Raw genomic sequence first — 21,309 nt, 5'->3', positions numbered from 1 at the left:
CCAAATGTTGCCTGTAATCGAAAGCAGCCCCCGATGCCTTGTTATACGCCCGTTCACTTTTTTACGACAATACCATTTTTCTGCGTGTGCGAAATATCGCCCACGCGCCGATGATCTTACAATCTCATTAGATATCAGCGTGTTACGGCATAAACCTACCACCCTTGGCAGACTCGATACGTGCCAGGAGGCGACAGCGCGCACAGCGACGCGCCGCCAGACCCGGATCGAATCGCCCGCGCTGCCCCTTCGGTCGCCGCGATCAGCGAACGGCCTTGAGACCGGCGTGGGTCAGAATCTTGTTGCGGTCAAGTTCGGCGATGGCGTCCAGCTTGTCGAGAACGGCCAGAAATGTCTCGAGTTCATGGCGATCCAGCGCGTTCAGCAAGGCGTCATGCCGGGCCTTCATGTGCGGGATCATCGCCGCAAGCACCTTGCGGCCGGCCGGCGTGACCTCGATCATCAGGATACGGCGGTCGTTCAGGTTGTTCGACAACTCCAGAAGGCCCGATTTGCGCATGTTATGCAGTGCGCGCGAGATTTGCGCCGGATCGTAGCCGGTCTTTTCCGCCAGTTTGCGGGATGAGTCGATGTCCTCGACCCAAATCGCTGACAGCACCCGCCAATTGCTGAGGCTGATGTCGAACTGCGACAGGATCGCCGTCGCCTGGACGCTCAGCGCCTGATGCAACCTCGCAACCCGGTGGCTTATGATCCGCTCCAGATCCTCGACACCGCCCCGCTCGTCGGCCAAAACACCGACCACCTCGATCTCATACCCCATGCCGCTCGCCCTTAACGTGTAATAAAACGTCGCGCATCGCCCCCATACGCTGACACCTCTTTGCCACGGGTTCCTTGAGATGTCAAAAAGGGGGCTTTCAAATGCGGGTTTTTCCGCCGACAGCGGTTTCTGGCCCTAACGTCGGCGAATGGTCGCCGGCTCAGCGGCGGCCCTTGCGCAGATCGTCGAAGGCGCGCAACTCGGCGATCAGGGCCGGCATCGCGTCCAGTGGGATCATGTTCGGCCCGTCGCTGGGCGCGGTATCGGGATCTTGGTGGGTTTCGATGAACAGCCCCGCGACCCCGACGGCGCAGGCGGCCCGTGCCAGGACCGGCGCGAACTCGCGCTGTCCGCCCGACGAACCGCCCTGCCCGCTCGGCTGCTGCACCGAATGGGTGGCGTCGAAGATCACTGGATAGCCGGTTTCGGCCATGATCGGCAGGGCGCGGAAATCGGTGACGAGCGCATTGTATCCAAACGACGCCCCCCGTTCGCACAGCATGATCCGGTCGTTCCCGGTCGAGGCGATCTTGGCCGCCACGCGCGTCATGTCCCACGGGGCCAGGAATTGGCCCTTCTTCACGTTCACCGCCCGCCCGGTGTGCCCGGCGGCCAGCAACAGGTCGGTCTGGCGGCACAGGAACGCGGGGATCTGCAAGACGTCGACCACATTCCCCGCCGCGCGCACCTGTTCCACATCATGCACATCGGTGATGACAGGACAGCCGAAATCGTCTCGCACCCTTTCCAGAATCCGCAATCCCGCGTCGATCCCGACGCCCCGTTCGGCGTTCAGCGACGTGCGGTTGGCCTTGTCGAAGCTGGCCTTGAAGATGAACCGCGTGCCGGTCGCCGCGCAGGCGCGCGCGATGCCCTCGGCCATCATCAGGCTGTGATCCAGCGATTCGATCTGGCATGGCCCGGCAATCAGGACGAACGGCGCGTCGCCGCCCACATCGATGTCGTCGATCCGCACGCTCATGCCATCCCCCGCAACACGGTTTCGATCCGGGCCACGTCGTTGGGGTTGTTCAACTCCCAGAACACCCGGCCCCGCGCTTCGACGATCACGCAGCGCACCGCGCGCCCGTTTTCGAGGAACCGCAACTGCTCCAGCCCTTCCAGCCGCTCCATCCGGCCGGTCGGCCAGCCGACATAGGCGGCCAGCGCGGCGGGGCGATAGGCATAGATGCCGACATGGTGATAGACCGGCAGATCGTCGGACATCCGCTTGCCCGGATCGATATAGGGCAGGACTTCCTTGCTGAAATACATCGCGTGCTGCTTGGCGTCGAAAACGGCGGTGGTGCCGCCGACACGTCCGGCCTGTCGGTCCTCGATGAAATGGCCATAGGTCAGCGCATCGCAATGCACCACCGGTGTTGCGACCTCGGCCGCCTGGTCCACGCGCATCGCCTCGATCAGATCCTCGACGAACCATGGCGGGGTCAGGGGCGCGTCGCCCTGCACGTTGACGATCAGGTCGGCGTCGATGCCGTGGCGCGTCAGCGCGTCGGCACAGCGCTCGGTGCCGTTCTCGCAGGTGTCCGAAGTCATCAGCACCGACGCGCCGAACGCTTCGGCCGCGTCGCGGATGCGATCGTCATCGGTCACGACATGCACCCCATCGACCCCGCGCACCGCCAGCGCGGCCTCCCACGTCAGGTGGATCAGGCTTTTGCGCGTGCCATCGGGCAAGGTCAGCATCGCCAGGGGTTTGCCCGGATACCGGGTCGAGGCATAGCGCGCGGGGATCAGGATGACGGTCTTCATGGCGGCCCTTTCCGTTTGCGCGCGACCCTAGTGAAGCCTGCGCGCCAAGACCACGCCAAAACGCCGCAGCGTCGCCCCTTGTGCGCGCGGCGCCAGAACGTATAGTGAACACATGACACAGCGCACCCTACAGGAAAAGCTGGCGATCCTGTCGGACGCCGCCAAATACGACGCCTCCTGCGCGTCCAGCGGGACCGACCGGCGCAACTCGCGCGATGGTTCGGGACTCGGCAGCAGCGGGGGGTCGGGCATCTGCCATGCCTACACCCCCGACGGGCGCTGCATCTCGCTGCTCAAGATCCTGATGACGAATTTCTGCATCTTCGACTGCGCGTATTGCGTGAATCGCGTGTCGTCGAACGTGGAACGCGCCCGCTTCACCCCCGAGGAGGTGGTGAGTCTGACGCTGGAATTCTATCGTCGCAATTATATCGAAGGGTTGTTCCTGTCGTCCGGCATCATCCGCTCGCCGGACGTGACCATGGCCGACATGGTGCGCATCGCCCGCACCCTGCGAATCGAGCACAACTTTCGCGGCTACATTCATCTGAAAACCATTCCCGATGCCGATCCCGACCTGATCGCCGAGGCGGGGCTGCACGCCGACCGCCTGTCGATCAATGTCGAACTGCCGACCGATGCGGCGGTGAAATCCTTTGCCCCCGAAAAGAACCCCGAGGGGATCCGCCGCGCCATGGCCGATGTGCGCCTGCGCAAGGACGCCAGCAAGGAGCGCAGCCATACCGGCAAGCGGCCGCCGCGATTCGCTCCGGCCGGGCAAAGCACGCAGATGATTGTCGGCGCTGACGGGTCGACCGACGCGACCGTTCTGGGCCAGACGACGCGGCTCTATTCCAGTTACAAGCTGAAGCGGGTGTATTATTCGGCGTTTTCGCCGATCCCGGATTCGTCCTCTAAACTGCCGCTGATCCGCCCGCCGCTCGCGCGCGAACACCGGCTGTATCAGGCCGATTGGCTGCTGCGGTTCTATGGCTTCGACGTGGCCGAGATCACGGGAGCGACCACCGATGGCAATCTTGATCTCGACATCGATCCGAAACTGGCCTGGGCCCTGGCCAATCGCCATCATTTCCCGGTCGACGTGAATCGCGCGGCGCGCGAGATGCTGTTGCGGGTGCCGGGGTTCGGCACCAAGACCGTGGCACGCATCCTGACCACCCGCCGCCACCGCACCCTGCGCCACGGCGATCTGCAACGCATGGGCGCCAGCCTGAAGAAGGCGCGCCCGTTCATCACGCTGGTCGACTGGTCGCCGGGCGCGGTTCTGGACAGCGCCGGGTTGCGCGCCCGCTTTGCGCCGCCGCCGGAACAGCTTTCGTTGTTCTGATGCACGCCGTCACCCTGCCCCTGCAAGGCACGGATCATGGGTTTCGTGATGCCGCGCGCCGGCTGATCGGGGCTGCGGTCGCACCCGATCAGGTGTCATGGCACCACGGCAGCGCCGCACCCGACCTGTTCGGCGGATCGCAGGCCCTGCCGGCGACCGGCGCGCCGATCAACGTGCCGCGCGCCTTCGTCGAGTTGATGAACGCGGTGGTCTGGCATTCCGACCCCGAACGCTTCGCCCGGCTTTACGCGCTTTTGTGGCGGTTGCGCGATACGCCCGGCGCGTTGCAGGACCGCGCCGACCCGGCCATGGCACGACTGCGCAAGCTGGAAAAGGAGGTGCGCCGCGACAAGCACAAGATGACCGCCTTCGTGCGCTTTCGCGAGTTGGACGCCGACGGACCCCGACGCGCGTTTGCCGCGTGGTTCGAGCCGACGCATTTCATCACCGAACCCACCGCGCCATTCTTTGCGCGCCGGTTTGGCGACATGGACTGGATCATTCAGACCCCGCACCTGACCGCGCATTTCGAGAACGGCACGCTGCGGTTTTCAGACGGCGCGCCGAAACCGCCCCTGCCCGACGATGCGACCGAAGATCTGTGGCGGACGTATTTCACCAACATCTTCAATCCCGCCCGCCTGAAGGTGAAGGCGATGCAGTCGGAAATGCCCAAGAAATACTGGAAGAACCTGCCCGAGGCCGATCTGATCCCCGGCCTGATCGCCAACGCTCAGTCGCGCGCCCGCGCCATGCAGGACGCCGCGCCGACGCTGCCGCCGGTGTTCAGCGATCGCATCCTGTCGCGCCCCAAGCCGCCCGACACCCGGCCCGAGCTTCACCGACAGCTTTCCGCCTGCACACGCTGCCCGCTGCACGCCGATGCGACCCAGGCGGTGCCGGGCGAAGGGCCGCTGGATGCGCCCCTGATGATCGTCGGCGAACAGCCGGGCGACGAAGAGGATCTGACCGGTCGTCCCTTCACCGGCCCCGCCGGCCAGTTGTTCGACCGGATCGCGCGCGAGGCGGGTCTGGACCGCTCGGCCGCTTACGTCACCAATGCGGTGAAACACTTCAAGTTCACGCCACGCGGCAAGCGGCGCATTCACCAGCGGCCGAACAATGACGAGGTTCAGGCCTGCCGATGGTGGCTGGATGCGGAACGCGCGCTGATCGAACCCCGGCTGATCCTGGCGCTGGGGGCCACCGCCGCCGGAACGCTGACCGGCAACGGCAAGGCGATCACGACGCGGCGGGGCACTGTCGAGGCAACAACGGACGGCACGCCGGTGTTCCTGACCGTGCACCCTTCCTATCTGTTGCGCCTGCCCGACGCCGCGCTGCGCGCCCAGGAAACCGCGCGGTTCCGGGAAGATCTGCGAACGGTGGCGGCGATGATCGCCGCCCCCTGACGTCAGGTGTTGAACAGGAAGTGCAGCACATCGCCGTCCTTGACGGTGTATCCCTTGCCCTCGACCCGCATCTTGCCCGCGTCCTTGGCCGCCGTTTCACCGCCCAGGGTGACAAAATCGTCGAAGGCGATGGTTTCGGCGCGGATGAAGCCCTTTTCGAAATCGCCGTGGATCACCCCCGCCGCGCGGGGGGCCAGGGTGCCTTCACGGATGGTCCAGGCGCGGGCTTCCTTCGGGCCGACGGTGAAATAGGTCTGAAGCCCCAGCAACTCGTATCCCGCCTGAATCAGACGATCCAGACCGGCCTGCTCCAGCCCCAGTTCGGTCAAGAACATTTCAGCCTCTTCGGGGTCAAGCTGGCTGATCTCCTCCTCGATCCGGGCAGAGATCACGACCGTTCCGGCCCCTTCGGCCGCGGCCCGTTCGACCACCTTGTCCGACAGGGCGTTGCCCGTGGCCGCGTCGTCCTCGGACACGTTGCAGACGTAAAGGATCGGCTTGGCCGTCAGCAACTGCAACAGCCGCCAGGCGCGCTGATCGTCTTCGGCCACCTCGACCGTGCGCGCAGGCTTGCCCGCTTCCAGGACCGCAAGCGCGTCCTTCAGCAGCCGCTCCTGCTGCACCGCTTCCTTGTCACCGCCGCGCACCTTGCGCGACAGCCCGGCAAGGCGGCGTTCGACAGAATCCAGATCGGCCAGCATCAGTTCCGTTTCGATGGTATCGGCGTCGGCCATGGGATCGACGCGGTTTTCCACATGGGTCACGTCGCCATCCTCGAAACAGCGCAACACATGGGCCACCGCGTCACATTCGCGGATGTTCGCCAAAAACTGGTTGCCCAGTCCCTCGCCCTTGCTGGCGCCTTTCACCAGACCGGCGATGTCGACAAACGTCATGCGCGTCGGGATGACCTGTTTCGATCCGGCAATCTGGGCCAGCTTGTCCAGCCGTGCGTCGGGCACTGCCACCTCGCCCACGTTGGGTTCGATGGTGCAGAACGGAAAATTCGCAGCCTGCGCCGCCGCCGTGCGGGTCAGCGCGTTGAACAGGGTGGATTTGCCGACGTTCGGCAGACCCACGATCCCCATCTTGAAACCCATCGACGCTCTCCTTTTCGACGCGCCCCAAGGCGCCTGCAATCCGCAGGGTGTCTAGGGCGGCGCGGCGTGCTGTGCAAGCGGGCGTCAGGCGCCACGGCGATCCGCGTGGGCCTGATAAATCAGCACCCAGGCCAGCAGGATGAAGATCGGATGGCCAAGACCGCCCGATATGATGATCGACGGCAGCCAGATCACGAAAACGATGATCGACAGGAAGATGCGGCCGATCAGCAGGATCGACAGCGGCGGCAGAAACAGGGCAAGGACATAATTCATGATCCAACAGATAGGCGTGCGATGCGCAAATGGAAGACCCCGGCCCGCGATGACGATTGCAAAATGCCGCGCCCGCCGTCACAAGGATTGCCGGGACCGAAGGAGACAGACATGACACGGATCGACGCCAAATTTGCCGAACTCAGGGCCGCCGGGCGCAAGGCCTTCGTATCCTACATCATGGCGGGCGATCCCGACTTCGACACCTCGCTGGCGCTGGTGCGCGGACTGCCCGACGCGGGGGTCGACATCATCGAACTGGGCGTGCCGTTCACCGACCCGATGGCCGACGGCGGCACGATCCAGGTGGCCGGACAACGCGCGCTTGCCGCCGGCATGACCCTGCAGCGCACGCTGGACCTGGCGCGCGCCTTCCGCGAAGACGACGACACGACGCCGATCGTGCTGATGGGATATTACAATCCGATCTATTCGCGCGGGGTCGATCGGTTCCTGGAAGACGCCAAATCGGCCGGGATCGACGGGCTGATCGTGGTCGACCTGCCCCCCGAGGAAGACGATGAACTGTGCATTCCGGCGCAAAAGGCCGGCCTGAACTTCATCCGCCTGGCCACCCCCACCACCGATGACGCACGCCTCCCCAAGGTTCTGACCAATACCAGCGGCTTCGTCTATTACGTCTCGATCATCGGCATCACCGGCGCCGCCGCACCCGAAGCCACCGACGTCGCGCCCGAGGTCGCCCGCATCAAGGCCAGGACCGACCTGCCCGTGATCGTCGGCTTCGGCATCCGCACCCCCGAGGCCAGCGAGGCCATCGCAGGCATCGCCGACGGCTGCGTCGTCGGCTCGGCCATTGTCGGTGAACTGGCCAAGGGTCGCCCCGTCGATGAAGTGCTGAGCTTCGTTCGCGGACTGGCCGAAGGCGCACACCGGGCCTGAGCGGCGGTGTTCAGGCCGCTGCGGGAAGGATCAGAACCGGCTGATCCTTCTCGTCGGCGGCCCGCTCGATATATTCGCGACCATTGACGCCAAGCTCGACAAGCCGTTGGCCCAAAGACGGGATCGAGGCCATGCGCAACCGCGTTTCCGATGCCAGTGCCGCGATGCGCGCCGCCCCCTCATTGCCGGAAGACAGGCGCTTGGCCATCTCGTCGCGCGGCATGTCGAACGCAAGCCTGCGCAAATGGTCGGTCTGCCGCACGGCCCTGTCGCGCGCGGTCGTCTTGTGGTCCAACCAGAACAGGGCGCGCGTCTGCGCCGTGCCGCACAGCGAGATTGCCGTCAGCAATGCGTGCAACAGCGCCTCGTCCACCTTGGCGGCGATGACCAGTTTGCGCGTGCCCTCGGTGAGATGCCCGAATTTCTCGTGCAGCACGCTTTCGGCAGCCGTGACCACCTGCACCGCGTCTCTGCGGTGGGGGGCTTCGGTCAGGCGGTCGAGCTGCGTTTCCACGTCGGTGATCGTCTTTTCCAGATCGATCTCGCGCAGTTTCGCCGGAAGACCGTCAATGCGCGTTGCAATATCCTGGACGTCGCGGCGGATGGCCGCCATGCGGTTCAGCATGATGGCCGTGCTTGCAACCGTCACGCCGATGCCGGCGACCGAGGTCACGAGGGATGCGATCTGGACGGTTTGCAGGCTTCCCATCATCTCCTGCATCACGTCGATTTTTTTCTTGATCTGCTGGTTTTGAACAAGGTTCGCCACCGCGCCGCCCACCTGCGCCGCCGCGCTGACAGGCCCCAAGGGTACGGCCGTGGCGTTGCTCAGAAGCGATTGCAGCATGCCGGTTTCCTGAAGATGTCCGACGATGCGGCCCGTTTCGGCACTTTTCAGGATCGAGCCATAACGCTGGATCGCTCCCGCTGCATAATCAAACGCCAATTCATTGGGTATGCCAAAAGGTATCGCGCCAATGGTCATTGCACGGCCTCCATACGAGTTTTTGCGATACGGTCTATGTGGGAGCGCATGACCGACAGGGTCGATGCGTCGTTCGATAAATCCACGATCTGCGTCCGCAGCCAGCCTTCGATCCGGTCCTGAATGCGGGTTCTTGCACGACGTCGCCCCCCACTCATCCGCCAAGGCCCGGTCGCAGCGAGCACGACCACGCTAACGACGGGTGCGAGAAACCGGAAACGGGCGGACGTGGTGGTCGCTATCGTCTTCGTCGAAGCAGCAACCCCGAGAGAGCCGACCGACACCGCGCCCCCACCAAAGAACGACGCCGAATCCAGAAGGGACGGCTCGACGTGCTCAAGTGATCCTTCCAGTCGTTCCATCGAGACATCGGCAGACTCCTGAAGCGTTGCGGCAATGCGTCGGTTGAAACCATCGACATCCGCGGCAATCTGTTTGCGGATCTTTGATCTGCGCGATGAAAACGGCAGCATCAGGTCGGGATCCGTCAGGTTTTCAATCAATTCGTTGGCGTTCAACAGAAGCCATGCCAGCATCGCGTTGCATTCGGTCTGCACGCGGACGCGTTCGCCCTCCCACCAATCCGTGATCTCACAGAGAACGATTTCGTTATGATAATCCAAGGCGCCACCACAATTTCCGATCCCTCGATCGTGCATCGCGTTCGAGAAATTACAAGCGCAAACAACGTTGAGTTCGCCGGCGGTCAGCGCTAATCATTCCTGACCACGCCCATCCCGGAAAGGCCCCGCCATGCCCGTCATCACCGAAATCGAGGATCTCAAGCGCATCTACAGGCGGCGTGTGCCCAAGATGTTCTATGATTACTGCGAAAGCGGCTCGTGGACCGAACAGACGTTTCGCGACAACGTGTCGGACTTCGACCTGCTGCGCCTGCGTCAGAGGGTTGCCGTGGACATGGCGGGCCGGTCGACCAAGACGCAGATGATCGGCGAGGACGTGTCGATGCCCGTCGCCCTGGCACCCGTCGGCATGACCGGGATGCAGCACGCCGACGGCGAGATCCTAGCGGCCAAGGCGGCCGAGAAAAAGGGCGTGCCGTTCACCCTGTCCACCATGTCGATCTGTTCGATCGAGGACGTCGCGCGCCACACGACCAAGCCGTTCTGGTTCCAGGTCTATACCCTGAAGGACACCGATTTCATGGAGCGGCTGTTCCAGCGCGCCCATGCCGCCAAGTGTTCGGCCATCGTCATCACGGTCGATCTGCAAATCCTCGGCCAGCGGCACAAGGACATCCGCAACGGGTTGTCAGCGCCGCCAAAGCTGACGCCGAAATCGGTGGCCAACATGATGACCAAGGTGCCATGGGGCCTTGAGATGCTGCGCACCGAACGCCGACAGTTCGGCAATATCGTCGGCCATGCCAAGGGGGTCAGCGATCCCTCGTCGCTGTCCTCGTGGACGGCTGAGGCGTTCGATCCGTCGCTGGATTGGGACCGCATCGCCGAATTCAAGCGGATGTGGGGCGGCAAGGTGATCCTGAAAGGCATCCTTGACGCCGATGACGCGCGCCGCGCCGTCGACGTGGGGGCCGATGCCATCATCGTCTCGAACCACGGCGGGCGACAGTTGGACGGCGCGCTGAGTTCGATCCGCACCCTGCCCGAGATCGTGGCGGCCGTGGGCGATCAGGTGGAAATCCATCTGGATTCGGGCATCCGGTCGGGTCAGGACGTGCTGAAGGCGGTCGCCATGGGCGCCAAGGGCACCTATATCGGGCGCGCCTTCGTCTATGGCCTGGGAGCCATGGGCCAGCAGGGCGTGGAAACCGCGCTGGACGTGATCCACAAGGAGCTGGACATCACGATGGCCCTGTGCGGCAAGAAGGACATCAACGACGTCGACCGCGATATCCTGTTGATCGACGACGAATTCCACCGCTGGCGGCGCAACATCTGACCTTGCCCGGCGACACGGGCAGGCGAAAGTCCGCCAAAGCGGACGTGCCATGGCATATGACCCGTCGCCGGGTGAAAAATGTTCCTGACAGCACCGATGGGCCGATCTATGTATCGGTCCGGTTCAGTGCGGAGAATTCACATTGGGGCAGGCATTCCGGGTCAACGGCTATCAGAACAACTGGCAGCGTAATCCTGTCGTCACCACGTTCGACGATGGCGGTTTTCTGATCGTTTACGAAAGCTACATCAACGACTACGGCGACGGCCCCGTCGCGACGGCGATCCTGGCACAACGCTATGACAGCGACGGGGAACCGGTGGGATTCGAAACCCTGGTCTTCGGGGCTGACGGCACCAGTGCGACCGATGCCGGTGTCGCCACGCTTGACGATGGCGGATACGTGGTGACCTGGGTCTATGATGACTACGACGACATTCTCACGATCCGGGAGCGAGTGTTTGTCCGGGCGTTCGATGCCGACGGAACACCGCGCACCGAAATACTGCGTGTGGACACCGTCCCGGCAGACGACGCCGGCGCGCCCGAGGTTTTCGCGACCGCAAACGGTTCTCTGTTTGCGGCCTTGTCAAGCGGGGTTGCGATCTGTCCGTTCGGGGTCATGGTTCTCTCCGAGGTCGCATTCATCGTGTTTGTCCGCGCCTCATGATGGTTTTCGGTGGTGGATCGTCTCCAATGTGGTTTGCGGATTGCGCGGCAACCGCCACGTCCCAACCGTTTGTACGAGATCGATCAACCTCCGTCCCGTCGGGACGTCTCTTCCCGCCCGTCCGGCGAGAATTCAGTTCAGGCAGTGGCCTCCTGTGTCCATTGATAGTCGTTTCCTGACTTCCAGAGTGTCAGCATCAGCACAGCGATCTTGCGTGCCGTGGCGACGGCGGCTTTGCGGAACCCGCGCCGCCCGGCCAATCGAACCGCCCAGGATTTCAACGTCGAGAAGCGTTTTACCTGTCTGATGACGCAGGACCCCGCTTCAAACAGAAGCCCGCGCATCGTGGCATCACCGCACTTGGAGACACGGCCTGACCAATCCATTTCACCTGATTGGTGTCGCCTCGGCGTCAGGCCAAGGAATACCCCTACATCAGAGGTTTTGCTGAACCGACTGGGATCATCGACAAGTGCGACGAAGCTGAGTGACACAATTGGGCCGACACCTGGGATGGTCATCAGGCGGCACGTGATCGGGTTGCTCTTGGATTTTGCCTTTAACGCGCGATCAAAGTCGGCGGTCGCCTTGCAGAGCGTGATGTGGGCAGCGATGAACCCGTCTGCGATGGTGCGCAGCACCGGATCGGTCTCGCCAGCGGCGGCCAGTTGATCACGGAACCCCTGTCTTTGCTGCGTCTGGCCGATCCCGGTCATGCGGATGCCAAAGGTCTTCAGGACGCCTCGGATGTGCCCTTCCAGATCCTTGCGCAACCGGATCAAACGTTCCCGCCCTCCGACCAAGGCACGCAACCGATCGGATTCTTCGCTGCGGATGTGAACCGGGGTGAACCAGTTCATTCGAGCGAGTTGCGCGAGGCCTTCTGCATCGGCGCTGTCCGACTTGTTCAGCCGCGCGGACAAACTCTTATGAGCCTTGCGGGCATCGATGCAGATTGCGGGCAAACCCAGTTGCACCATTCCACGTTGAAGCCAGATCGAAAGCTGCCCGCTTTCATGCACGATCCGCTTGGGCGCCAGAGATCGGTTCCTGAGCCAACCTGCCACCCCTTCCGGATCAGCCGGCGCGGTGCCCTGCGCCACAACCTCCCCATCGTCATCAACAACACAGATCGAAACTTCTTTGAGTGATACGTCTAATCCTGCATAATTAGTCATGGTCGTTCTCCTCAAGGCTGGTTTCCATGAGGCCAGTATACCGGACCTCGCTCGCCACTGGAGAGCGGCCGCCGCAATCACACCATGTGGTTTCAAAGTCATCTACAGCGCCGACGACAGCGCCAGCAATCAGCAGGACGAGTTGTTCACACAGCAATTCGCCGCCGACGGCACGCCTGTGGGCGCCAATACGCTGCTCAACATCAACGAACGCCAGTTTGATCAGCTTTTCACCCGTGTCGCGCCTCTCAGCGGCGGAAACACAATCACGATCTGGAACAGCGAAGGCAGCTTCCCGACGCCCGGCGATCTGGACAGCAACGAGGTGCGCGGCACGATCACCGACCCGAACGGCAACACGATCAGGGCGGATTTCAGCCTGACGATGAACTTCGGCACCGTCGGAAGCGTGTTCAACAGCACCGGCGGCGGAATCGACGTGGCCGCGTTACAGGACGGTGGCTTCGTCGTAACGAACAAGAACTACGACTGGGAACTGGGGTTCGATACCGAAGACACCTCGTATTACACCATGCTTCGGTTCTTCGACGCCGCGGGCAACCAGACCGGCCCGGCCACAATCGTCGATGCCAGCGATGATTTGCCGGGATCGACCCGGGTGGTACAGCTCAAGACAGGGGAAATCGTCGTCGTCTGGGATCAGGACGACGATACGCCCGGCTTTGTCGGCGATACCGTCTATGGCCGGATGTTCACGGCGACCGGACAGGCCCTGACCGGCAGGTTCGATGTCGCGCCAAGCGTTCCAAGTTTCTTTACCCAGGAAGATCCCGAAATCGAGGCACTGGCAGGCGGCGGTTTCATCGTCGCGTTCATGTCCGAATACATCGACGACGACGACGACGGGGTTGCCGCGCGGATCTTCGGACGTGCGACCACCGGCGACGATCGGCTGGGCGTGGATGCCACCGGTCAGATGCTCGGGCTTGCGGGCAACGACCATCTGACCGGTGACGGGCGCGCTAACCGTCTTGGCGGTGGCCTTGGCAACGACACGATGGATGGGCTGGGCAACGCCGATACGCTGGACGGTGGCAGCGGTGACGACCTGCTGCGCGGCGGCGACGGTGACGATCTGCTGATCTTCGGCCTGGGACGCGACACGGTCGCGGGCGGCGGTGGAAACGATCTGTTCGCCGCACGCGGTGACACGCAGACGACCGGCGGCATGCTGAACGGCGGCGCGGGTATCGACACACTGGATCTTTCGGCGGTTACCGCCCCCGGTGGCGTGGTCGTTTCCCTGGGTGGCGGCGGGTTCAGCATCGCCGGTCCGACCGACAGGATTTGGGGCGTCGAGAACGTGATCGGCTCGGACGGCGCGGACAGCGTCAGCGGCACGGGTGCGAACAACCTGATGCTGGGGGGCGGCGGCGGCGACACGCTGCGCGGGTTCATGGGCGATGACACCCTGTCCGGCGGCACCGGCGACGATACGCTTGTCGGGGCGGCCGGCGATGACCGGCTGCGCGGCGAAGGCGGGCGCGACGATCTGAACGGCGGCGGCGGCAACGACGCGCTGTTCGGGGGCATCCACGACGACACGCTGACCGGCGGCAACGGCGGCGATACCCTTCTGGGCGAGGGCGGTGATGACACGCTCTTTGCAGGCGGCGGCGCGGATCGGGCATTTGGCGGCAATGGCGCCGATCTTCTGATCGGTGGTGCGGGCGACGACCTTCTGGTCGGCGGAAATGGCGCCGACCGGCTGATCGGCGGGGGTGGCAACGACGTGCACATCGGCGGTTCGGGCGACGACACGCTGGCGGGTGGTGGCGGCAACGACCGGATGATCGGCGGAGCGGGACGCGATACGTTCATCTTCCGGCCGGGCGACGGCATGGACACCATTGTCGGGTTCGACGCCGGAGCCGACACCCTGCGCCTCGCGTCGGGTTTCTGGGGCGGCGGTCTGACGGTGTCACAGGTGATCGCCACCTACGCCACCGCGTCGGGCGCCGGCGTGACCTTCACCTTCGACGATGCCGAGCGCGTGTTTCTGAGCGGCGTAACGGGTCTTCAGGATCTGGCGGGCGGCATCGACATCTTTTGACCCTGCGGGTCTTGATGCCGACGGTCCCCCGCCGCCCGGGGGTTCAGCGGCTGAAACCTGCCGTCCGGCTTTCATGGGTGGCACCAAGCTGCGCCAGCGCCTCGCGCACCTGATCGCTGGCAGGGCCGTAGACCGTGAAGCTGACCGGCTTGAAACAGGCAAAGAACCGTTCGGCGTAAAGCGACGCGAAATTGGCCAGGTGTTTCATCACCGCATCGGAATCCTCGTATCTCTCCAAGGACGTGCAGCGGGTTTCGTCGGCGTTCATGTAGTATTCATAATGCAAGGCGCCGGGTTCGTCCGCTTCGGTCGTCTCGACCATCTCGTCCAGCAAGGGCCGGGCGTGATCCGCCTTGCCTGCCCGAATATCCATCACCATGACCCACTCAACGTTGTCGCTCATCTTCGTCCCTTTTGATAAATCCTCGCGGGACGCTATGCGCCGGGGCGGTCCGGGTCAACGCCGCAAAGCCGTTGCCGCACCCGCGCCGGGCGCGTATTGCAACCGCCAGCTCCGAGCCGGAGACCGAACATGACCGCGACCATCACCACCGTTGACGACGACACCCTGTTCGGGCTGCGCTGGGATCGGGGAGTCGAAGACCTTCTCGGCCCGCTCGACCGGCTTTACGGGCATGTCACCGGGATGGAGGGTTTCACCGCCCGCCTGCGCGCCCTGCTGGAGGAAAAATGGCGGGCGCGCCCGGCCGATCTGCGCGCGCTGGACCTGGCGCGCGACATCGACCCCGGCTGGTTCCTGAGCCAGCGGATGATCGGATACGTCTTCTATGTCGATCGCTTCGCCGGCAACCTGCGCGCGGTGCCCGAAACGATCCCGTATCTGCAAAGCCTTGGCGTAACCTACGCCCACTTCATGCCCTGCCTCAAGCCGCGCCCGGGTGCCAATGACGGTGGCTATGCTGTGATGGACTACGGCGCCATCGACCCGCGGCTGGGCACGATGCAGGACTTTCGCACCACGACCAGGGCCATGCGCGACGCGGGGATCTCGACCTGCATCGACATGGTCTTGAACCACACGGCGAAGGAACACGCCTGGGATGTGAAGGCGCGGGCCGGTGATCCGTTCCATCAGGCGTTCTATCGGATGTTCGATACCGACCTGATCCCGCGTCAGTATGAACAAACCCTGCTGGACGTGTTTCCCGATCAGGCTCCGGGCAATTTCACCTGGTATCCGGAAATCGGAAAATGGGTCTGGACCACGTTCAACGAATACCAATGGGATCTGAACTGGGAAAATCCCGAGGTGTTTCTGGCCGTTCTCGGCATCATCCTGGATCTGGCCAACAACGGCGCCGAGGTGATGCGCCTGGACGCGGTCGCCTTCATGTGGAAACGCATGGGCACCACCTGTTAGAACCTGCCCGAGGTGCATGACCTGCTGCAGGCCATCGTCCAAGCCACCCGCATCGCCGCGCCCGCCGTGATTCACAAGGCCGAGGCCATCGTGGCGCCCCACGACCTGGTCCCCTACCTGGGTCAGGGCCGCCATACAGGGCGCGAAAGCAATCTGGCCTATCACAACAGCCTGATGGTGCAGTTCTGGTCGTCGCTGGCCAGCGGCGACACCGCGATGATGACCGACGTGCTGGACCGTCATTTCCCGGCGTCGTTCCGCCGCGCACAATGGGCGACCTATATCCGGTGCCACGACGACATCGGCTGGGCCATCACCGAAGACGATGCCGAACGCCATCCACCCCTAACCGGGCCCGGCCACCGGACATTCCTGACCGATTTCTACACCGGCCACTGCCCCGGCAGTTTCGCGCGCGGGCAGGATTTCCAGGTGAACGAGACGACCGGGGATCGGCGCACCAACGGCACCTTCGCGTCGCTTGCTGGTCTCGAAATCGCGATAGAGCGGGGCGATCCGGGCCTGATCAGCCTGGCCGTGGACCGGATCCTCATGGGGCATGCCCTGATCGCGGCGTTCGGGGGGATGCCGCTGATCTATATGGGGGACGAGATCGGGATGCTGAACGACCGGTCATACCTCGACGATCCCGACCTGGCGCCCGACAGCCGCTGGATGCAGCGTCCGGTGATGGATTGGGCCACCGCGCGCACGGCCGCGCGCGCCGATACGCCCCAGGGCTGGATCTGGCGCGGGGTGCGGCACATCATGGCGCGGCGCAAGGTGACGCCGCAACTGGCCGGCGGTGTCGCGACCGAAATCCTGCCCCTGGCCAACCGCGCGCTGTTCGCCCTGCGTCGCCCCGGTGACGTGGCCGCGCTGACCGCCGTCTTCAACTTTTCCGGCCACTGGCAGACGGTTCGCGGAGCTGACCTGGGGTTGCACACCGGCACCCCCTATTTCGACACGCTGGCGGGGCAGCCCGCGATGGATGGCGGGGGCCTGCTGTCGCTGCCGCCCCATGGCCGTGTCTGGTTGGTTCCTGAAAGCTGACGGCCGACGTTTGAGGCTTTTCAAAGGATCCGATCCGTTCTATACGCGCGCGTTCATGGGCGGACACCCTTGGAGGCCGCCTTTCATTCTTATCTCAGGAGATCGACACATGGCTGGACAAATCCCAGACATTACAGCGATGCCGCGCGCGGGGACAGGCAAGGGGGCCGCCCGCACCGCACGTCGCGAGGGCATGGTGCCCGGCGTAGTCTACGGCGGCGGCGAAGATCCGGTTGCCATCAACCTGCCCTTCAACGCGCTGATGAAGAACCTCAAGGCCGGACGCTTCCTGGCCCAGTTGTTCAACCTCAAGCTGGAAGGCCACGACGACGTGCGCGTCATCTGCCGCTCGGTTCAGCGCCATGTCGTCAAGGATCTGCCGATCCACGTCGATTTCATGCGCCTGCGCCGCACCAGCCGTGTGTCGCTGTTCATCCCCGTCGAAGTGGTGGGCGAAGACGAATGCCCGGCCCTGCGCAAGGGCGGCGTGCTGACCATGGTGCGCCCCGAGGTCGAACTGCGCTGCACCGCCGGCGACATCCCGGAAAAGATCACGATCTCGATCGCGGGTCTGGAGATCGGCGATACCGTCACGATCAAATCCGTCACCCTGCCCGAGGGCACGCGCCCGACGATCGACCGTGATTTCGTCATCGCGAACCTGTCGGCACCGGCCGGCCTGCTGTCGTCGGAAGACGAAGATGACAACGACGCGCCCGAGGCGGACGAAGTTCCGACCACCGGCGACGACGCCGAAAGCTGATCGTCTTCGCGTCCTGCGGGACCGGCGGCAAAATCGGACGGGGTGCGGTAATCCGCGCCCCGTTTTCATGTCGGCCACGTTGCACCGGGCGACGCCCCACCGTAGGCTGAGGGTTCAAAAACGGAGAGACGCAGCCATGCGCCTGCTTGTCGGCCTGGGGAACCCCGGCCCGAAATATGCCCGCAACCGGCACAACATCGGCTTTCTGGCGCTGGATCAGATCGCCGCGGATCACGGCTTTGCGCCGTTTCGTGCCAAGTTCCAGGGCCGGGTCAGCGAGGGCAGCATCAAGGGTGAAAAGGTCGTGTTGCTGAAGCCCGAGACATTCATGAACGAATCCGGCCGTTCGGTCGGCGAGGCGATGCGTTTTTACAAGCTCTCCCCGGCCGATATCGCCGTCTTTCACGACGAGATCGACCTTGCCCCCGGCAAGATCCGGGTGAAACAGGGGGGCGGACATGCCGGGCACAACGGTCTGCGATCGCTGCACGCCCATATCGGCCCCGAATATCAGCGTGTGCGCATGGGGGTCGGACATCCGGGCCACAAGGATGCCGTGCCCGGATACGTCCTGCGCGATTTCCCGAAAGCCGACGAAGGTTGGCTGGACGATGTCCTGCGCGGTGTCGGTGACGGTGCCGGGGCATTGGTGACGGGTGACGCACCGGGCTTCATGAACGCGGTCGCGCGGCGTCTGAACCCGCCGCGCCCGTCGACAGGCACCGCGCCGAAGGCGGCAGAGCCGAAGACCGAAAGACCCCAAGATGCCGCGCCCGATGTTCAGCGTTCACCGTTGCAACGTCTGGCCGACCGCTTTCGCTGAGTAACGGAGTTCCCATGAAACAAGAGCCATCCGTCAACGTTCTGGGCGGCGACCTGGAACCCTGTTCGACCGCGCCCATGACCGGGTTCTTCCGCGACGGCCATTGCAACACCTGTGCCCAGGACAGTGGCAGCCACACGGTCTGTGCCGTCATGACAGCCGAGTTTCTGGCCTTCTCGAAATACCTCGGCAATGACCTGAGCACGCCGCGGCCCGAATTCGGATTTGCCGGCCTTTGCCCCGGCGACCGCTGGTGCCTGTGCGCTGGCCGCTTTCTTCAGGCCCATGACGAGGGGTGCGCGCCCCGGGTTGCATTGCAGGCAACACACCTGCGCGCGTTGGACATCGTTCCGCTGGGTGTCCTGCAGGAGTATGCGATCACCGACCGCTGACCCTGTGAGCGGCCGGCCGCGACACCGGACCCTGACAGCATGAAAACGCCGCCCCCGGAAACCGGAGGCGGCGCGAAGTGATGACAGTGCAGATCGTTTACTGCGCGGTGAACGTCATGAAGATCGGATCACCTTCGTCACGTGCCGGGCTGTCGACTTCGGCTTGGCCCATGTTGCCTTCGAACACCTCGTTGTCGTTCGTCTCGGTGTAGATCTGGGCGACGTACGACTGGCCGGGCACCAGAGGCTTCTGGAGCATCACCTGGATGTCCGAGTTCGGGCCGGCCATCAGCGGCGCATAGCCGATGTGGGCGCCGGTGATCGCGACGTTCTGATCGTCGACCTCGTGAATGACCAAATAACCTTTCTGCGCGGCTTGGACGCCGGCGAACGTCGCCGTGTCGCCCGAGGCGACGACGCCTTCTTCAAACACCGATGGCGCGGTTGCACCCTGTGCGAAGGCGGCACCGGAGGTTCCCAGCGCCAGCATCGAGACAAGAGCGACGGACAGAAGCTTTTGTTTTTTCAGTTCGTTACGCATTGTGTGCTCCTTTGTAGCAAAGTTACACAGTGAACGTCCCCTCGCCGCTTTCGTTCCAGCGTTCCCGTCGCGATTCTCGGTTTGCCGATCACTTAAGGGTGAGTTTCAGGTCGCACCCGACATGTCCCAGCCAAGGTGATTTGCCACGGTGAAGATATCCTTGTCGCCGCGACCGCACATGTTCATGCAAATGATGTGATCTTTCGGCAGATCCGGCGCGATCTTCATCACATGGGCCAAGGCATGGGACGGCTCCAGCGCGGGAATGATCCCTTCCATCGCACAGGACAACTGGAACGCCTCCAGCGCCTCATCGTCGGTGATCGCGACATATTGCGCCCGCCCGATGTCATGCAGCCAGGCGTGTTCCGGGCCGATCCCCGGATAATCCAGCCCCGCCGAAATCGAGAAGCCCTCGAGGATCTGGCCGTCGTCGTCCTGCAGCAGATAGGTCCGGTTGCCGTGCAGCACGCCGGGACGTCCGCCGGCCAGCGATGCACAATGCTCCATCTTCATGTTCACGCCCTTGCCGCCGGCTTCGACGCCGATGATCGCGACCTCCTTGTCGTCGAGGAAGGGATAGAACAGGCCCATGGCGTTGGACCCGCCGCCGATCGCCGCGATCACGGTGTCGGGCAGACGGTTTTCGGCGGCCATCATCTGTTCGCGCACCTCCTTGCCGATGATCGACTGGAAATCGCGCACCATCGCCGGATAGGGATGCGGCCCCGCCACCGTGCCGATGCAATAGAACGTGTCGCGCACGTTGGTCACCCAGTCGCGCAACGCATCGTTCATCGCGTCCTTCAGCGTGCCACGCCCCGACGTCACCGGCACGACCTCGGCCCCGAGCAGCTTCATGCGGAACACGTTGGGCGATTGCCGCTTGACGTCGTGGGCGCCCATGTAGACGACGCATTGCAAGCCGAACTTGGCACAGACGGTGGCCGTGGCGACGCCGTGCTGGCCTGCTCCGGTTTCCGCGATGATCCGCGTCTTGCCCATGCGCCGCGCCAACAGGATCTGGCCCAGCACGTTATTGATCTTGTGCGCGCCGGTGTGGTTCAACTCATCCCGCTTGAGATACACCTTGGCCCCGCCAAGATGCTGCGTCAGCCGTTCGGCGAAATACAGCGGACTGGGACGGCCCACGTAATGGGTCCACAGATCGTTCATCTCGGCCCAGAAGGCATCATCGGTCTTGGCCTTGTCATATTCGGCCTCGAGACTGAGGATGAGGGGCATCAGCGTTTCGGATACGAACCGGCCGCCGAAATCTCCGAAACGGCCGTTCTCGTCAGGGCCGTTCATGAAGCTGTTGAACAGATCGTCTGCCATTGGGATCTCCGCGAAAATGAGGCCCCCCTTCCTATCGCGGGCGCGGCGCACGGTAAAGCGATCCCCATCGCCCGACCATATCATTCCGGTGGTCAGGGCGTGTCGGCCGTCAGAAGCTTCTTGAAACCGACGTGGGACGGCACGAACCCGAGATCGGCGTAAAAGGCATGCGCCCGATCGCGCCGCGCGTCGCTGGTGAACTGAAGCAGGCCACATCCGGCCGCCCGCGCCCGACCCTCCGCGTCGCGCATCAATGCGCCACCGATCCCCTGGCCGCGCAACGCCGAGGCCACGCGCACGCCTTCGATCTGCGCGCGGCGGGTGGCCGTCCGCGAAAGCCCGCGAATGAACGTGATATGATAGGTCGCCACAATCCGATCCGCGCGGCGGCCGACGATCAGATGGTTCGCGGCCTCGTCCGCCATCAGGCGAAATGCCGCCTCGTAATGTGCAAGGTCGTCGCCTTCGCGTGCCGTGCCCAACCCATCGTCCGTCAGAAGGTCGACAATGGCCGCGACATCCCCGAAATCGGCATCGGTCCAGGTCAGCTCCATCGACGTTCTCTCCAAGAGCGGTATGTTCGGATCCTCAA

General features: G+C 63.8%; 22 protein-coding genes. 11 read left to right on the top strand and 11 right to left on the bottom strand.

Translation table 11 applies throughout. The features are described from left to right. Window positions 1–262 precede the first annotated feature (262 nt). The 3 genes from CFP68_RS07605 to CFP68_RS07595 all read right to left on the bottom strand — a co-directional run bounded on the left by CFP68_RS07605 (window position 263) and on the right by CFP68_RS07595 (window position 2,557). Window positions 263–784 carry a MarR family winged helix-turn-helix transcriptional regulator gene (locus CFP68_RS07605; RefSeq protein WP_099826319.1) on the bottom strand — a complete coding sequence of 174 codons (522 nt, stop codon included), beginning with the start codon at window positions 782–784 and terminating at the stop codon, window positions 263–265. Window positions 785–944: 160 nt separating this feature from the next. Further along, window positions 945–1,766, bottom strand: coding sequence for a 3-deoxy-8-phosphooctulonate synthase (kdsA, locus tag CFP68_RS07600; RefSeq protein WP_099826318.1), 822 nt, complete (start codon window positions 1,764–1,766; stop codon window positions 945–947). Beyond that, window positions 1,763–2,557: a 3-deoxy-manno-octulosonate cytidylyltransferase gene (locus CFP68_RS07595; RefSeq protein WP_099826317.1), complete on the bottom strand. Its 795-nt coding sequence runs from the start codon at window positions 2,555–2,557 to the stop codon at window positions 1,763–1,765. The genes kdsA and CFP68_RS07595 overlap by 4 nt, the downstream gene beginning before the upstream one ends. Before the next feature lie 112 nt (window positions 2,558–2,669). Between CFP68_RS07595 and CFP68_RS07590 the strand changes: the two genes are divergently transcribed. Both CFP68_RS07590 and CFP68_RS07585 read left to right on the top strand, forming a co-directional pair. Then, a complete protein-coding gene (locus CFP68_RS07590) occupies window positions 2,670–3,905 on the top strand; it encodes a putative DNA modification/repair radical SAM protein (RefSeq protein ID WP_099826316.1) in 1,236 nt (411 codons plus the stop codon). Further along, a complete protein-coding gene (locus CFP68_RS07585) occupies window positions 3,905–5,317 on the top strand; it encodes a UdgX family uracil-DNA binding protein (RefSeq protein WP_099826315.1) in 1,413 nt (470 codons plus the stop codon). Before CFP68_RS07590 ends, CFP68_RS07585 begins: the two co-directional genes overlap by 1 nt. Window positions 5,318–5,319: 2 nt before the next feature. On the opposite strand, the gene ychF is transcribed toward CFP68_RS07585, so the two are convergent. Both ychF and CFP68_RS07575 read right to left on the bottom strand, forming a co-directional pair. Then, window positions 5,320–6,417 (bottom strand): redox-regulated ATPase YchF, encoded by a 1,098-nt coding sequence (gene ychF, locus CFP68_RS07580; protein WP_099826314.1) that lies wholly within the window; start codon window positions 6,415–6,417, stop codon window positions 5,320–5,322. 84 nt (window positions 6,418–6,501) lie between these two features. After that, window positions 6,502–6,693: a hypothetical protein gene (locus CFP68_RS07575; RefSeq protein WP_099826313.1), complete on the bottom strand. Its 192-nt coding sequence runs from the start codon at window positions 6,691–6,693 to the stop codon at window positions 6,502–6,504. A gap of 111 nt (window positions 6,694–6,804) precedes the next feature. Between CFP68_RS07575 and trpA the strand changes: the two genes are divergently transcribed. Continuing rightward, a complete protein-coding gene (trpA, locus tag CFP68_RS07570) occupies window positions 6,805–7,596 on the top strand; it encodes a tryptophan synthase subunit alpha (protein WP_099826559.1) in 792 nt (263 codons plus the stop codon). A 10-nt stretch (window positions 7,597–7,606) separates the two neighbouring features. Here the strand turns inward: trpA and CFP68_RS07565 are convergent, their stop codons facing one another. After that, a complete protein-coding gene (locus CFP68_RS07565; RefSeq protein ID WP_145953414.1) occupies window positions 7,607–8,746 on the bottom strand; it encodes a hypothetical protein in 1,140 nt (379 codons plus the stop codon). A 588-nt stretch (window positions 8,747–9,334) separates the two neighbouring features. Between CFP68_RS07565 and CFP68_RS07555 the strand changes: the two genes are divergently transcribed. After that, window positions 9,335–10,504: an alpha-hydroxy acid oxidase gene (locus CFP68_RS07555; protein ID WP_099826310.1), complete on the top strand. Its 1,170-nt coding sequence runs from the start codon at window positions 9,335–9,337 to the stop codon at window positions 10,502–10,504. 142 nt (window positions 10,505–10,646) lie between these two features. Then, complete coding sequence (locus CFP68_RS07550) at window positions 10,647–11,174, top strand: hypothetical protein (protein WP_099826309.1); 528 nt, start codon at window positions 10,647–10,649, stop codon at window positions 11,172–11,174. A gap of 137 nt (window positions 11,175–11,311) precedes the next feature. Here the strand turns inward: CFP68_RS07550 and CFP68_RS07545 are convergent, their stop codons facing one another. Continuing rightward, window positions 11,312–12,352 (bottom strand): IS110 family RNA-guided transposase, encoded by a 1,041-nt coding sequence (locus CFP68_RS07545; RefSeq protein ID WP_099826308.1) that lies wholly within the window; start codon window positions 12,350–12,352, stop codon window positions 11,312–11,314. A gap of 142 nt (window positions 12,353–12,494) precedes the next feature. On the opposite strand from CFP68_RS07545, the gene CFP68_RS17880 reads away from it, so the two are divergent. Further along, window positions 12,495–14,426, top strand: coding sequence for a calcium-binding protein (locus CFP68_RS17880; protein ID WP_145953413.1), 1,932 nt, complete (start codon window positions 12,495–12,497; stop codon window positions 14,424–14,426). A 43-nt stretch (window positions 14,427–14,469) separates the two neighbouring features. Here CFP68_RS17880 and CFP68_RS07535 read toward each other — a convergent pair whose 3' ends face one another. Then, the gene (locus tag CFP68_RS07535; protein WP_099826307.1) at window positions 14,470–14,829 is read right to left on the bottom strand and encodes a putative quinol monooxygenase; all 360 of its coding nucleotides are present in this window, start codon (window positions 14,827–14,829) and stop codon (window positions 14,470–14,472) included. A gap of 129 nt (window positions 14,830–14,958) precedes the next feature. Here CFP68_RS07535 and CFP68_RS18430 point away from each other — a divergent pair, with 129 nt between their 5' ends. The 5 genes from CFP68_RS18430 (at window position 14,959) to CFP68_RS07515 (ending at window position 18,838) form a co-directional block, all read left to right on the top strand. Continuing rightward, on the top strand, window positions 14,959–15,807 hold the full coding sequence (locus CFP68_RS18430; protein ID WP_241523994.1) for an alpha-amylase family glycosyl hydrolase: 849 nt from the start codon (window positions 14,959–14,961) through the stop codon (window positions 15,805–15,807). A gap of 12 nt (window positions 15,808–15,819) precedes the next feature. After that, window positions 15,820–16,860, top strand: coding sequence for an alpha-amylase family protein (locus CFP68_RS18425; RefSeq protein WP_241523993.1), 1,041 nt, complete (start codon window positions 15,820–15,822; stop codon window positions 16,858–16,860). A gap of 109 nt (window positions 16,861–16,969) precedes the next feature. Next, window positions 16,970–17,623, top strand: a complete 654-nt coding sequence (locus CFP68_RS07525; RefSeq protein WP_099826306.1) for a 50S ribosomal protein L25/general stress protein Ctc — start codon at window positions 16,970–16,972, stop codon at window positions 17,621–17,623. Window positions 17,624–17,759: 136 nt separating this feature from the next. After that, a complete protein-coding gene (gene pth, locus CFP68_RS07520) occupies window positions 17,760–18,446 on the top strand; it encodes an aminoacyl-tRNA hydrolase (RefSeq protein WP_099826305.1) in 687 nt (228 codons plus the stop codon). A 14-nt stretch (window positions 18,447–18,460) separates the two neighbouring features. After that, entirely contained in the window at window positions 18,461–18,838 is a 378-nt protein-coding gene (locus tag CFP68_RS07515; protein ID WP_099826304.1) for a DUF2237 family protein, read from the top strand. Window positions 18,839–18,935: 97 nt separating this feature from the next. Here the strand turns inward: CFP68_RS07515 and CFP68_RS07510 are convergent, their stop codons facing one another. The 3 genes from CFP68_RS07510 to CFP68_RS07500 form a co-directional block, all read right to left on the bottom strand. Then, entirely contained in the window at window positions 18,936–19,379 is a 444-nt protein-coding gene (locus CFP68_RS07510; RefSeq protein WP_099826303.1) for a DUF7282 domain-containing protein, read from the bottom strand. A 105-nt stretch (window positions 19,380–19,484) separates the two neighbouring features. After that, window positions 19,485–20,717: a tryptophan synthase subunit beta gene (gene trpB / locus CFP68_RS07505; RefSeq protein ID WP_099826302.1), complete on the bottom strand. Its 1,233-nt coding sequence runs from the start codon at window positions 20,715–20,717 to the stop codon at window positions 19,485–19,487. A 92-nt stretch (window positions 20,718–20,809) separates the two neighbouring features. Continuing rightward, window positions 20,810–21,271: a GNAT family N-acetyltransferase gene (locus tag CFP68_RS07500; RefSeq protein ID WP_099826301.1), complete on the bottom strand. Its 462-nt coding sequence runs from the start codon at window positions 21,269–21,271 to the stop codon at window positions 20,810–20,812. Window positions 21,272–21,309 lie beyond the last annotated feature (38 nt).

This window comes from Oceaniglobus indicus, assembly GCF_002751875.1.
Lineage (GTDB): Bacteria > Pseudomonadota > Alphaproteobacteria > Rhodobacterales > Rhodobacteraceae > Oceaniglobus > Oceaniglobus indicus.
This window is presented reverse-complemented; position numbering and strand designations above follow the sequence as displayed.